This is a genomic window from Ureaplasma urealyticum serovar 8 str. ATCC 27618, from assembly GCF_000169535.1.
GTDB lineage: Bacteria > Bacillota_I > Bacilli_A > Mycoplasmatales > Mycoplasmoidaceae > Ureaplasma > Ureaplasma urealyticum.
Genome location: NZ_AAYN02000002.1, coordinates 248201 through 262775 on the forward strand (window position 1 = coordinate 248201; position 14575 = coordinate 262775).

At 27.6% G+C, this 14575-nt stretch carries 14 protein-coding genes; all 14 read left to right on the forward strand.

Going from position 1 to position 14575, the window contains the following annotated elements; genetic code table 4:
- Positions 1 to 28: 28 nt before the first annotated feature.
- The 14 genes from UUR8_RS01070 to rplC all read left to right on the forward strand — a co-directional run bounded on the left by UUR8_RS01070 (position 29) and on the right by rplC (position 14567).
- Positions 29 to 1591: an ammonium transporter gene (locus tag UUR8_RS01070; protein WP_004025946.1), complete on the forward strand. Its 1563-nt coding sequence runs from the start codon at positions 29 to 31 to the stop codon at positions 1589 to 1591.
- A 116-nt stretch (positions 1592 to 1707) separates the two neighbouring features.
- Complete coding sequence (locus tag UUR8_RS01075) at positions 1708 to 3024, forward strand: MSC_0882 family membrane protein (RefSeq protein WP_004025627.1); 1317 nt, start codon at positions 1708 to 1710, stop codon at positions 3022 to 3024.
- Between the two features lie 13 nt (positions 3025 to 3037).
- Complete coding sequence (locus UUR8_RS01080; protein WP_004025842.1) at positions 3038 to 4603, forward strand: formate--tetrahydrofolate ligase; 1566 nt, start codon at positions 3038 to 3040, stop codon at positions 4601 to 4603.
- A 132-nt stretch (positions 4604 to 4735) separates the two neighbouring features.
- Entirely contained in the window at positions 4736 to 5488 is a 753-nt protein-coding gene (locus tag UUR8_RS01085; protein WP_004025557.1) for a tyrosine-type recombinase/integrase, read from the forward strand.
- 213 nt (positions 5489 to 5701) lie between these two features.
- Positions 5702 to 8050: an amino acid permease gene (locus tag UUR8_RS01090; protein WP_004025992.1), complete on the forward strand. Its 2349-nt coding sequence runs from the start codon at positions 5702 to 5704 to the stop codon at positions 8048 to 8050.
- Positions 8051 to 8227: 177 nt separating this feature from the next.
- Positions 8228 to 9376 carry a hypothetical protein gene (locus UUR8_RS01095; RefSeq protein WP_004025951.1) on the forward strand — a complete coding sequence of 383 codons (1149 nt, stop codon included), beginning with the start codon at positions 8228 to 8230 and terminating at the stop codon, positions 9374 to 9376.
- 56 nt (positions 9377 to 9432) lie between these two features.
- Complete coding sequence (locus UUR8_RS01100; protein ID WP_004026153.1) at positions 9433 to 9750, forward strand: hypothetical protein; 318 nt, start codon at positions 9433 to 9435, stop codon at positions 9748 to 9750.
- Between the two features lie 9 nt (positions 9751 to 9759).
- On the forward strand, positions 9760 to 10203 hold the full coding sequence (locus UUR8_RS01105) for a hypothetical protein (protein WP_004026053.1): 444 nt from the start codon (positions 9760 to 9762) through the stop codon (positions 10201 to 10203).
- A 173-nt stretch (positions 10204 to 10376) separates the two neighbouring features.
- On the forward strand, positions 10377 to 11930 hold the full coding sequence (locus UUR8_RS01110; RefSeq protein ID WP_004025593.1) for a BMP family ABC transporter substrate-binding protein: 1554 nt from the start codon (positions 10377 to 10379) through the stop codon (positions 11928 to 11930).
- A gap of 197 nt (positions 11931 to 12127) precedes the next feature.
- Positions 12128 to 12691, forward strand: coding sequence for a translation initiation factor IF-3 (gene infC, locus UUR8_RS01115; protein ID WP_004025505.1), 564 nt, complete (start codon positions 12128 to 12130; stop codon positions 12689 to 12691).
- Positions 12692 to 12705: 14 nt separating this feature from the next.
- Positions 12706 to 12900, forward strand: coding sequence for a 50S ribosomal protein L35 (gene rpmI, locus UUR8_RS01120; RefSeq protein WP_004025597.1), 195 nt, complete (start codon positions 12706 to 12708; stop codon positions 12898 to 12900).
- Between the two features lie 54 nt (positions 12901 to 12954).
- Complete coding sequence (gene rplT, locus UUR8_RS01125; RefSeq protein WP_004025782.1) at positions 12955 to 13317, forward strand: 50S ribosomal protein L20; 363 nt, start codon at positions 12955 to 12957, stop codon at positions 13315 to 13317.
- 220 nt (positions 13318 to 13537) lie between these two features.
- Entirely contained in the window at positions 13538 to 13843 is a 306-nt protein-coding gene (gene rpsJ, locus UUR8_RS01130; protein WP_004025692.1) for a 30S ribosomal protein S10, read from the forward strand.
- Between the two features lie 22 nt (positions 13844 to 13865).
- Positions 13866 to 14567 (forward strand): 50S ribosomal protein L3, encoded by a 702-nt coding sequence (gene rplC / locus UUR8_RS01135; RefSeq protein WP_004025649.1) that lies wholly within the window; start codon positions 13866 to 13868, stop codon positions 14565 to 14567.
- The last annotated feature ends 8 nt before the right edge of the window (positions 14568 to 14575 follow it).

The following is a 14575-nucleotide window of genomic DNA, read 5'->3' on the forward strand; positions in this document are numbered from 1 at the left end:
AATAAAAAGAAAACACGAGGTGAAAATTGTGTCAACTTGAGGTTTAAATAAAGATATTTATTTTTCAACTCATGAATTAACATGAGTGCCTGCAGACGCAAGTCAATCAACACTTGACGCAATTGGTTTTAATCCTACTAATACACTACTAGTAGCTTTAGCAATCGCTTTTGTTTTATTAATGACACCAGGATTAGCATTATTTTATGGTGGTTTAGTAAGACGTAAATCAACGCTAACAATTATTAATCAATGCGTCGCTTCGTTGGGAATTACAACACTGATTTGAATTTTCGGAGGGTTCTCACTTGCTTTTGGGCCTTCTGTTGGTAAAGGAATAATTGGTGATATTTCAACTTATTTTGCATTTAGAAACTTATTATTTGCAGATGGTTGAAGTGGAGGCGCAGTTTTAGTATTTGCAAACTTCACAAATGGGGTACCATTAATTTTATTCTTTGCTTACCAATTAGCGTTTGCAATTATTACACCACCTTTAATGGTTGGTGCGTTCGCAGATCGAATGAAATTTAAAAATTATTTAGTATTTTTAGTACTATGACAATACTTAATTTACATTCCTTTTGCACATTGAATTTGAGGTCAAGGATTCTTAGCAGCTGCTGGGGTAATTGACTATGCTGGCGGTATTGTAATTCATACAACTGCTGGTTTTGGAGCACTAGCTGCTTCATTTATGTTGGGAAAACGAACAATGTTAGTTACAGATAAAAATCGTGCTAACAATTTACCAATGGTTGTATTAGGCGCAACATTACTATTCTTTGGTTGATTTGGATTTAATGTTGGTGGTGCAGGTTTTGTTAAAGATAGTTCGAACCACATTTCACAAGCCATTTCATCATGATTAAATACCATTATTGCTTTAGCAATTGGAATGGTAGGTTGAATTACGTTAGAAACAATTGTTAATAAAAATCACAAGCCAACAACTGTTGGTTTAGTAACAGGGGCAATTGCTGGATTAGCAACAATTACTCCAACGGCAGGTTTTGTACCAATCTGAGCATCTGTGCCAATTGCTATTATGGGTGTGTTAGTTTGCTATTCAATCGCAAAATTATTACATCATTTCCATTTCGATGATTCACTAGAAGTTTTACCAGTTCATGGAATGGGTGGAGTTGTAGGTTCATTATTAATAGGAGCTTTTGCTACTGATACAGTTGCTAATGGTATTAAATATAATGCTGTTGGATTAGATAGTAGTGGTAATCCAGTTTATGGTCTTCTATTTGGATTGCAATTAGGAGCAGTAGCATTAGCTATTGTTTGAGCATTTGCTTTCACTTGTTTAATTATTTATATAAGTAAACCTCGTTTATCAGCACGTGAACAATTAGGTCATATTGACTACATCAACCATGGCGAAGATGCATATAAATTTGATTTCCTTATCCCTTCAGAAGATGAAATGGCATCATACGAAGGCTTTGATCAAGTTTGAGAACAAAAAGCAAGTGGTTGTAAAAAAGCTGATTTAGCATCAAAATTAGTTTCTGTCTTTATGGAACACGAAAGTGATTGCACATGACAATCTAAATCTCGTGAATGCACAAAAAGTAAATAAATAGTTTTATTAATAAATTTAATTGAGAAGTTAGTTTTTTAATTAACTTCTTTTTTATTTATAATTTATAGAAGATGAAATAATATTTCTTTCTTAATTTAAATGGGGGTGAGTTAATGCCACGAATAAACACACAAGTTTTTAATGAAAATGATGATAAAAATACCATTAAAAATAATAATGATAAAACAATTGATCAAAATAAAATTCGTGCTGATATTGAACACGCTCGTTTGTTAGAAACTAAAGAATATAATGCTAATTTTTATCCTAGCAATGATCCTCAATATACTTTAATTAAAAAACAAGATGATTGTGCTAAATTAAAACCAACTTTAAATTTTGATGATGGAGATCAATTGATTACAATTGCTCCAACTCAAAATTATGCAAATTTAAAACTGCGCGATGTTGAAGTTGATCAAAAAAATAGCATTATTTATGAACCAAAAAAAGAATTAATAAACCAAAATTTAATTCAAGAAGATTTAAATAACCCACACTTATCTGTAAGTCAAAAACGAAATGGATTTATTCAAAAAACCAGATCATTCATTCCACAAAATATTTCAGAGTTTATTTATCATAATGAAGATATTGCTGATCAAAATCAATATGAAAATAATTTAACTTTTAGTCAACTAGAACAAAAAGTTAACCAAAAAAACACGCCTGATTTTTATTTAAAAGAAATTCATGCGATTCGTAATAAAATTATTGTCTGAACAATGCTATTAGCAATAGGTATGGGACTACTTTTTTATTTAGTCTATGAAGTTGTTGTTAATCATTTTAATCCATGGATTTTTTTACCAGTTAGTGTTTATTGTGTTTTAATGATTTTCTTTTTAGCTTTATCTTGTAGTAATTTTGCGAATTTCAAAAAAGAAATGCATTACCAACAAAATAATTTTGATCGAACAAAAGCAACAAATTTTATTGTCGGGATTTATCGTAAACTAGTTGTAATGCACATTAATGTTAATTGAATTGCTTCATACCTTTATTTAACAAGTCTATTTATGATTCTCGGCGTTTTTGTTGTTAGTTATTTTATGAATTTATACTATAACGCAGCAATAGGGAGTCGTTTTGGCGATTTAATTGTTAAAATCCCAGCAATTGTTAGTGAACAATTTACACAAAAAGCTAGCATTAATAAAAACCCTTTATGAGCAATTATTGGCTTGGGCGTTATTTTAGGTTTAACATTTATTATTCATTTATGATTAATATTTAATGCTCACCATCGTGTCAATCGTATTCAAAGTTATTATGTTAATGAAATTATTAGTGGTGAAGAAATAATTCAATTAAAAAAACAAGCCAATCGTCGTGGATTAGTTATCTTCTTAGTTTTAAGTATTATTTTAGGCTTAATTTTTTACTTAATGTATACTATTTTAAAACGTAAATATAGTATTAAAAAATAAGGAGGTGCATTATATGCCAAAAATTATTGAAGAAGTTATTAATAAAAAAGGACTATTAATTGATGATTATGAACTTTATGGTAATGAAATTGCTAAAGTTAAATCAATTAAAAAAACAAATAAAAATGATCCAAAATTAATTGTTATTACTGCAATGAATCCCAATCCTGCTGGCGAGGGCAAAACAACGACAACTATTGGTTTAGTTGATGCTTTAAATAAACATGGATATAAAGCTATTGGGGCGTTACGTGAACCATCAATGGGACCAGTGTTTGGTATGAAGGGAACAGGATCTGGTGGTGGATTATCATTTTTAAAGCCTTTTGATAAAATTAATTTACATTTTAGTGGCGATTTTCACGCCATTACAGCAGCTAATAATTTAATTGTTGCTGTAATTGAAAATGAAATTCATAATAAATCTTCAATGCAGATTGATCCTCAAAAAATTTTAATTAAAAGATGTTTAGATGTTAATGATCGTTCTTTGCGTAATATTGAATACAACCTTAATCATTATCAAACTAGAACAGGTTTTAATATAACTGCTGCAAGTGATTTAATGGCTTTATTTTGCTTAGCAAAAGATCATAAAGATTTTGAGAATAAACTTGCTGAAACAATTATTGCTTACAATATTGTTAATCAACCTATTAGAATTTGTGACTTAGAATTAACAAAAGCTATTATGACAATTTTAGATGATGCATTATATGCTAATCTAGTACGAACAAACGAGGATAATCCAGTTTTTGTGCATGGTGGACCATTTGCGAATATTGCTCATGGTTGCAATAGTATAATTGCTACCAAAAACGCTTTAGCCTTAGGTGATTATGTTGTTACTGAATGTGGTTTTGGAAGCGATTTAGGCCTTGAAAAGTTTATGAACATTAAAATGGCTAGTTTAGATTTAAAACCAGATTTAATTGGTTTAGTTATTAGTCTAAAATCAATCGCTTATCATGCTCAAACAAACGAAAAAGACTACATTAAGCAAGGTTTTGCCAATGTTTTATGTCATATTAATCACATTAAAAAATATAATGTTCCTTTCATTGTTTATATTAATGTTAATACTAATACTGATAGCGAAGAAGACTTATTAGCTTTAGAAAAATTATTAGATGAGAATCAAATTGAACACGCACGTTCTTATGCTTATAGTTATGGTTCAAAAAAAAGTGAAGAGATAACTAAAAAAACAGTTGCTTTAACTAATCAAGTTAATGATCATCAATTAAAATTAATTTATGATATTAAAGATCATTTATCATATAAATTAAAAAAAATATGTGAAAATGTTTATGGTGCTGATGGATATGAATTAAGTTATGAAGCTAAAGAACAATTGAATCGTTATGAACATTTAGATTTTTATTTATGCATTGCTAAAACACCATATTCAATTTCTGATGATGCAAAATTATTAAATAATCCTAAGAACTTTAAAATTCATATTGAACGCTTTGAAATTAATTATGCTGCAAAATTAATCATTGCTATTACAACAACTATTTATCGTATGCCTGGCTTAAATAAAGAACCAGCGGCCAAAAATTTCGTGATGAAATAACTATTAAAAATCTTTATTATTAAAAAAAAATAAAAAATAAACAAGTTGATCGCTTCAAAGATGCTTGTTTATTTTTTTTCATACTTTAGAAGATAAAAAAATAAGAAATCATAAAAAGGAAAAGTAGATAATATGAAAGATTTTATTAGATATACTAAAAAAAGAAATTTAAGTCTTAACACAATTCGTACTTATGAATCGGTATTAAAACATTATGAACCTGTTTTAGATTCGTGAATTAAAATACGAAATAAAATTATTAATAGTAACTTTAAACCACGAACAATTCATTTACACAAAAACGTTTTATTAAGTTTTTTTGAATTTAAAAAACTAAAACGATATTTACAAAATTTAAAATTATTAAAATTACCACAAATTGAAATGAAATATTTTGATGTAATTAGTAAAAATAATTTATATAAAAAAACTGATATCTTAGATGATGATTCATTAGAAATTAAAAAATATAAAACCATTATTAGATTTTTGTTTGAAACAGGAATTAGAGCTCATGAATTATTTTTTTTAGAACCTGTTAATAATCGTTTGTATGTGCTAGGTAAAGGAAATAAAAAACGACAAATTTTCTTTGTAAAACAAACTTTTGAACAATTACAAAAGTTTTATGAGAATCTAAAAGGATTTGAAACAACTAAAACATTACGTTTATATATTAAAAAAATTATTGGTAAGAATTTTACTCCCCATTCATTACGTCGTAGCTTTGCTACTTTTATGTTAATTAAAGGGGCAAATCCCAAAACTGTAATGTTACAAATGGGACATGCAAACATTCAAACAACGTTTAGCTATTTAAATTTAAATGAACAAACAAATCGTCGAATTTATAACAAAATTATGTACCAAAATGATGCAGAATAAATTTTTGTGAAAATAAAAAATAAAAATGTTAAAAATCGACGTTTTTATGCTAAAAAAGCATAGGAAATACTAGCATTTATTATATAATCTAAATTAGAAATTAGGTTTTATATATAGTAATGAATTTATGAGCAAATTTTTGATTGGTCGTAAGCGATTTATCAAAAATAAAATTAGTTTCAAATATTTTTAGAATAAGAGGGTGATAAAAAATTGATAAATAATAAAATAAAAGAAGTAAAAATCAAAAAGAAACTAGAAAAAAACAAAAAAGTTTCTTTAATGGGTTTTGTTTTACTAACAGCTTCAGCAATTATTGCTTTTTATACATTCCCATCACTTTCAACAGCTGGTTGAATTGCAATTATCTTTGCTTTTATTACAGCTATGTGTTGATTCATTCCAATTGGGATTGCAGCCGCTGAAATGGCAACAATTAAAGGTTGGACCGAGGGGGGAATATTTACCTGGGTGCGAAATTTATTAGGTCCACGAAACGGGTTTATTGTAACCTGATTACAATTCCAAGTCACATTTGGATTTGTGGCCATGATCTTATTCGTCCTTTCATCCTTCTCATTTGCTTTCGCAGGTGCTGATGGATATAATTATTTTAATACACTTAAGTTGGGAACAACTTTAAACCAAGCCACATCAGTTAACTTCTCAAAAAACTTTAACAATGGGGCATTATATGGAATTGGTATTGTTGTTGTTGCAGGTCTAATCTTTATGAGTTTATTAGGTCAAAAACGAACTCACCAATTTGGACAAGTTGCCTTAATTATTGGTATTTTACTACCATTCTTTATTATCTTAGGATTCCAAATTTATACAGTGGCAACAATGCCAGATCCATTATACTTTATTGGAAAACACTTCCAAAAAGAACCACATTTAGATCCAAGTGTAACTGGTACTTCTTATGAATTAAATAAAACTTTCATGTCATCAGTTGTTATGGCATCTTTCATGGCATTTAGTTTTAGCTTACATGGTGTAGAAGTTTCAGCTATTGCTGCTAATCGAATGGATAATCCATCTAAGAAATATCCACAAGCCATGATGTTTGTTGTAATTTCTGCTTTATTTTGCATTATTATTGGATCAGTTATGATTTCAATGACTGTACCAACATCAACATTATCATTCAATGGTGGATTAGTACAAACAATTATGTTTAACTTATCTGTTAGTGGAATTGATGTTAAACTACCAGATGGAACAGTTGCTCATTATAAAACACTAGCACATGCATACTCAGTGGTTGAAACTCAATATGGTACAGCTGCTGCTAACCAAGTTATGTATCAATTTGTGTATGGCCATCCAATTAATACAGGTAGTGACTTAGCACGTTCTGATTTATTAACACTAACATCAGAAGTTAATGATCCTTTAAAAAATCCATCTTTATTTATTTCTGTTATGAATGTAGAAACAAATAAAATGGCTATGCAAGGATTACAAGCTATTACTTTCTTTATTGGAATAGGTGTATTTGTTGAAGTTGCTGTTTGAATGTCAAACCTTTCAACCGGATTAAATTATGCAATGCGTAAAGCTCACTTCCCAGTATGGGTTACATATCGTTTAAAGAATGGGTCAGCGTTAACAGTAGCAATTTTATGAATTGCATTACTAATGTGCATTTTTGCAATTTATATGTTTGGTTATAATTCATTAATGCAATACAAAGGTCAAACAATTAGTGACGTGTTAGCAAACGAAATTCGTATTGATCAAAACCAAAAAGAACCAATGGCTTTATTATCTAATCAAAATTTAGATGAAATTAAATTAATGGCACGTTCAATTTACGAACATAGTCATGCTCCTGGAGCACAAGCTAATGTTTTACATTTTGATTTTAATAAACATGCTAATAGTGAAGTAAATGCAATTTATGAAAAAATTAAAGATTATATTGGTATTAATGCCGTAGCATCTGGAACACCAGCATCAATTACTAATATTTCATTTATTTCAAACGTTGTTTCACAAATTTCAATGTACTACATTGGATACAACATTTTCTTAATTGGATATTTAAGATATGTGTTTAAAGCTAATTGATTACGTCGTGAATTTAGAGTTAAATGACCTTGATTACAAATTAGTTTAGCTTTATTAGCGATGGGTGTTAATACATTTGCAGTTGTTGCAACTTACTTACCAGCTGCTCCAGAATTATACCCTGGTCAAGAAGCTTATTATGTATTCATTTCAATTGCATTACCAATGTTTGTATGCACATTATTACTTGGATTATTTATTTATCTAATTAATTATGCTTGAAATAAAAAACGTGGTATTAATTTATCAGAACATTCAAACTTAACAAACGTTGATCAAAATGTTTTAGATGTAATTAATAATTGACATTTATATAAAAATCAAAAAGAATTTGCTAAATTTGAACGTCATGTACAATTATTACAACAAAAACAAGTAATTGTAAGAACAACAAAAGATAAAGTGCAAAGAGAGTTAGTTGCGAATGAAATGCAATATTTAGCAGCTGAAATCGCAACAAGATTTGCACCAGAAGAAGAACATTAAAAAAACAAAAATGAGCTTTAATACTTTTAAAAAAGTATTTTTGGCTTATTTTTTTATTTTACGCTTGACATATTATATATATATATATAATGAAAATGCATATTATTATCTAAAATAAAGATAACAAATTAAATATTAAAGTTCTTATTTATTAAATGTATAAAAGAAAGTTAAAATATGAAGAAAAATCATAAAAAATGATTATTAATGACAACGCCAGTATTATTAATTGGTGGATTATCAACATTAGCATTAACAAGTTGTAAAGACGAAAAGAAATCTAATCCAAAACCAGATAAACAATCAACTATAGAAGAATATAAATTAAGTTTATCAAGTGTTGAAACAGGTTTTAATGAAGCTAAATTAATTTTTGATAATAATGATAGTTTTAAATCATTAGATAATTTTAAAGTTATTTTAAAAAATATTCAAAACACTAATGAAGTTGTTGAAGCAAATAATTTATCTGCAACAATTGAAAATCAAAAATTAGTTTTAAAACTAAATAATTTACAAGACGGTCAAACATATAAAATTGACAAAATTTTATATCAAACAAATAAAGAAGTTATTTTAAGTAATAATCAAGTATTTACTACAAAAACTAAACCTAAAATTGAATATGAAGTACAAGAAAAAATTTTAAAACTTGATGATAAAACATATTATGTTGTTCTAAAAGTTAAAGACCCTCAAAATTTAAATGAACCAACAAAAGAAATTTTAAAATCTGTAACTTTTACTTCAAAAATCTCAAATGTTGCAAATCTTAAAAATGCAATATTAGAAAATCAAAGACCTTACGTTAAAGAAGATTATTCAGAAATTCAAATTAAATTACCAAGAGTACCTGTAATTAGTGAAAAAATAGAAATCACTGCAAACAATTCCTTATTTAAATCATTCACAATTACTGTTGGTGAAAAACATATTGAAAATGTGGAAAAAATCATCGATATCACTAAAAAAGTTTTTGGTAATCAAGAATTAAAATCTATTAGTATTACAAAACAAAATAGTAGCAGTGCCAATATAACATTAAGCTTAAAATTAAATGGTAATTCAATTATTGCTGGTGCTAACAAATTAATTAATAAAAAAGACAAAGCAATAAAATTTAGCTTCTTTGTTAAAAATAAAGCAACAAATACAATCAAAGAATTTAATTTCAATGAAAAATCAAAACCTATTGGAAGCTATCAATTCACATTAAATGGATTAGATGCTAATAGTGATTTTGTAATTGAAGATATTAGATATGATGATAAATCAATCAAAATTACAGAAGAGCTTTTAGCTAGCTTAAGTTTTTCAACAAAATAAATTAAATACATAATTTATTGTATAAAACACAAAAAATATAGTTTAGGAAATAAAATATGAAAAAATGACAAAAAATTTTAACAATTGCACTACCAACTAGTTTATTAGTTGCTATTCCAATTGTTGCTGCTTCATGTTCTACTAAGAGTGAAGCCCAAAAAGAATTTGAAAAAACTTATAAAGAATATTTAAGTTGATTAGACAAATTAGCTTCAAAAATGCCAGTACTTAAAGAAGCTTTTAGTACTTTGAAAGAAGAAATTAATAAACAAATTAATAAGAGTGAAAAATTATCTGATGAAGCGTATAAAGCATTAACAGCTTCATTAAAAGTTTCAATTGATGGAATGAAAAAAACATTAGGACAAAATTAAGGATAAATCGTGAATCAGAACAAAATTGTTAATAAAAAAGATTTAGATATTGCATTAGCAAATTTAATTTTAAGTATAGGAGTAGTTGTTTTTATAATAATTGGCGCTATTTTAGTGCATCTTGGCATTTATTATATGGTTTACTCATATTATGGATCACCATATTTAACGCAAGATATAGCCACAACAAATGTTGTAAATGCTTGAGCTATGTATAATGCTGGAGTGGCTTTTTTAGTAATTTTTGCTTTAATCGAAATTGCTAGTTTTGCTTTATTTGTAACAACAACAGTCAATGTTGGTTTAAATTTAAAAAGACAAGAAAACTTTGTCTTGCCATTTGTTTTTGGCATTTTAGGGTGCTTAGGAATAATACCTATAATCGGATCAATTATTATTTATGTACAATTAAATAAATTTTATAAACAACAAAACGAACCTAGTTTAATATAAAATAAAAAATGACTTTGGTTTAAAGTCATTTTTTATTACCTCTTTAATGTTCCAAATATTACACTAAAAAGACGATAATTACTGCTTCGTTTCTTTTTTACGCCTTTTTTGTATATATAAATATATAATTAACTTTTTAATTTGTGTAAATGAGAATTTGTTTGGAGAAAATCATGAGAAAAATTAAATTAAATAAAAAAATTATTTTAGCATCAGTTATTGGAACATTAGGCGTAGCTTTGGTTCCTACAGCATTGGTTGCATGTAGTCAAAATAAAACAAAATCTGATTCTAAAAACTTAACTTTAAACAATTTTTATGGTCGCCCATCAAGTGATGGTGATGATGCATATCAAGCAATCTATGAGTCTAAAATTCAAGATGGTGCACGTATGTTAGGATTAATTTCATTTAGACATAAGAATCCAATTTCAAAATACTTTAATTCACCAAAAGATAATCAACAAGTTTCAGCAATATTAATTGATGAAATTTATGATTTACAAACAGGTAAAGATCGAATTGCATCAATCACATATCGTGCAGATCAAGCTGCTTTTTTAGCTGGAATTGCTGCAGCTTATTATTTAAATAGTAATCAAAATGTTTTTGGTAAAGATAATAAATTAACATGAGGTGGATTTGTTGGTATTCATTTACCATCAACTACAAGATTTATTCAAGGTTTTAAATTTGGTATTCAATGAGCAAATGAAAAACTAAAAAACAAAAAAGTTAAACAAACAGAAAATAATGAAGAAAAAGAATGAATTAATGTAGAACAAGTCTTTGCTACAGATTATCAATCAGGAGATTTTTCACCAACATCAGATAAAGCAAAAGCAATTGTTAATCAATTAGTTTCTAATAATGTTGATTTAATTTTACCAGTGGCCGGACTTCAAATTGATTATGCAACAACAGCAGCAGCTGAATCAAGTAAACCAATCGTTGTTGTTGGTGTTGATACAGAACAAGAATTAGATGATAATACAAATAAAGCACGTATTAGCGAAAATAATAAAACATTAGCTAATGGTAAAACAATCATTTTTTCTATTGTTAAACGTTTAGATTTAGCTTTTAAAGGCGCTTTATTAAAAGCATCAGAAGGCGCACAATTAACTAATGATATTAACAAAGACGCTTATAAATTAGGAACACACACTGAAGCAAGTTTTAATAAAAATACCTATGTTGATAATACAGCGTTAGTTGAATTATCAAAGGCTGGACATCAGTATTTAATTGATGCGATCAAATTAAGTGGTTTAAAAGAAGTAAATGATTACAAAACAATTGTTGAAAAAATCCAAGAAGATCCTTTATTTAAACTTTTATCACAAACTGGAACTAAAAAATTAGATGAAGTTGCTACTAAATCACAACAAGGTGATTGAGTTTTAAAAAGCGAATATCAAAATTTATCATTTATACAATTACAAAAAATGTTAGGTGGATTAGTTTATGTTGATCAAAAAAATGAACTATATCCATATGAATTATCTAATTCATTTTATTTAGAAAAAGATCTAAATAAACGCCAAGCTTCAAAAGCTTTTTATAATTATTGAAATGCTAAAGATGCTAATCAAATAAATTTAGTTAAGATATTTTTAGGACAATCAGTTGATGTACTAAAAGATAAATCATTTTCTGAATCAATTTATAAAGGATTAGAAGAATTTTATAAATCTAAAAATATTATTATTCCTAAACTATATTAGTTAACTTATTAAGTTGCTTTTTACCCATAAATAATATATAATTCTATACTGTATAAAGAAAGTAGTGTAAAACTCACCTGATTTCTACTTATTTGGGAATAGGTTAATGCTTAATATTTCGATTATTACATCATTTATTCATGTTATAGATATAAATGATTTTCTTTATACATTTAATTTTTAATTAGGAGTGTTTAATGAATACACCAAACAATCAACGCCATATGTCATCAAATAATGATGCACGTAAAAATCAACCTTTAATTAATGATCAAATTCGTTTTCGAACAATGGTTGTAATTGATGACCATGGTAATAATTTAGGTGAAATGAATCGTATTGATGCCCTTAATTTAGCTACTTCAAAGAATTTAGATTTAGTTGTTATTGCTAAAAAAGGCAATATTCCTGTAACAAAAATTTTAGATTATGGCAAATATAAATACGAACAAAAACGTCGTCAAAAAGAATCAAGAAAAAATCAAACAATTATTAAGGTAAAAGAAATTAAAATCAAACCAATGATTGGTGAACATGATTTAAAAGTAAGAGCAGAAAATGCTAAACGTTGATTAGAAGATAAAGACAACGTGAAATTTGTGATTGAAGCACGTGGACGTATGTGTACAAAAGATGAATTTATTTTACAAGCTTATGAAAAATTCATCGACTTAATTAAAGATTATGGTACAGTTGTTCAAGCTAATAAAAAAGTTAGCAATTATCGATATGAAACAATTATTGAACCAATTAAAAAATAAGGAAGGTAACTATAATGGCTAAAATTAGACAAAAAACAAAAAGAGCCGCTGCAAAACGTTTTAGTATTACAAAAAATGGTAAACTAAAACGTAAACACGCTTATAGATCACATTTAGCTCTAGGTCGTTCAACAAAAGCTAAACGTCATTTAAGAAAAGACGCAATTATGAGCACATCTGACACAAAAAGATATACTCAATGCTTATAGTTAGAATATAAATAATTTAATAGTTATAAATAGTATTTAAGGAGTAAATTACCAATGAGAGTAAAAGGCGGAAGTGTTACACGTCAACGTCGTAAAAGATGATTAGAAAAAGCTGAAGGTTCATGAGGAACACGTAATACCTCATATAGAATTGCTCGTCAAACAGTAATTCGTGCTGCAGAATATGCATATCGTGATCGTCGTAATAAAAAGCGTGATTTTAGAAAATTATGAATTTCAAGAATTAATGCTGCAGTTCGTGAATTAGGATATACATATTCACAATTTATGAATGCATTAGTAAAAGCTAATGTTGTTACTAAAGATGGCCAAGGTTTAAATAGAAAAATGCTATCTGAATTAGCAATTAATAACCCTGAAGCATTTAATCAATTAGTTAATAAAGTAATGAAATAAAATTAGATAAAAATATACTATTCAATTGTTGGTTATAGTATATTTTTTTTATTTTTATCTTGTTTTTTACTTTTGTTTCGTGTATAATTTTAAAGGTTTTGTTATTGTTGAGATTGCTGATACGCCAAGAAACGTTGTCAATAAAACGTATCAGGTAACTCATTAATACACAATTCTTATGATTCGCATAATATATCGATGCAAAAGGAGACAACATTTTATGAATCAAGAATTAAGAATTAGATTAGAATCTTATGACCATAGATTATTAGATGATACAGTAAAAACAATTGTAAACATTTCTAACTCAACAGGTTCTAAATTAAGAGGTCCAATTCCTCTACCAACTAAAAAAGAAATTTTTACAATTTTAAGATCACCACATGTTAATAAATCAAGTCGTGAACAATTTGAAAGAAGAACACACAAACGTTTAATTATTTTAGAAAATCCACAACCTAAAACAATGGAAGCTTTAAAACGTTTATCAGTTCCATTTGGTGTTGAAGTTACTTTCAAAATTTAATTCATTAGGAGGCAAGTAAAAAATGAAATCATTATTAGGAACAAAAGTTGGCATGACTCAAGTTTTTACAGAAACAGGTAAAGCTGTAGCTGCCACAGTTATCTATGTTGAACCAAATAAGGTTTTAGCTGTTAAAACTAATGAAAAAGACGGCTACAATGCAATTCAAATTGGTTATGAAACAGTAAAAGAAAAAGCATTAAACAAACCATTATTAGGTCAATTCAAAAAAGCAAACTCAGATCCAAAACGTCACATTAAAGAATTTAGAGACGTTGTTGCTGAAGTTGGCGCTGAATTAACAGTTAGTGAATTTGAACCAGGACAATTAGTTAATGCACAAGCATATACTAAAGGACACGGATTTACAGGTTCAATTAAACGTCATAATTTTAGTATGGGTCCAATGGGTCATGGTGCTGGTTATCCACATCGTTATGTTGGTTCTATTGCTAAAGGACGTGGGGGTAGTCAAGCTCAACGTGTTTTCAAAGGAACTAAATTACCTGGCCATTATGGGCATGAATTAGTAACAACTAAAAACTTACTAGTATTAGATGTTAAAGCAAATGAAAATTTAATCCTAATCAAAGGCGCTATTCCAGGACCAAAAGGTTCAATTGTTTTATTAAAATCAGCTAAAAAAGTTGGCCATATCGTAAGCGATCCACAAGTTGTTAACTACTTAGCTAATAAAGCATCATCAAGTGAAGCAAACAAATAAGGAGTTAG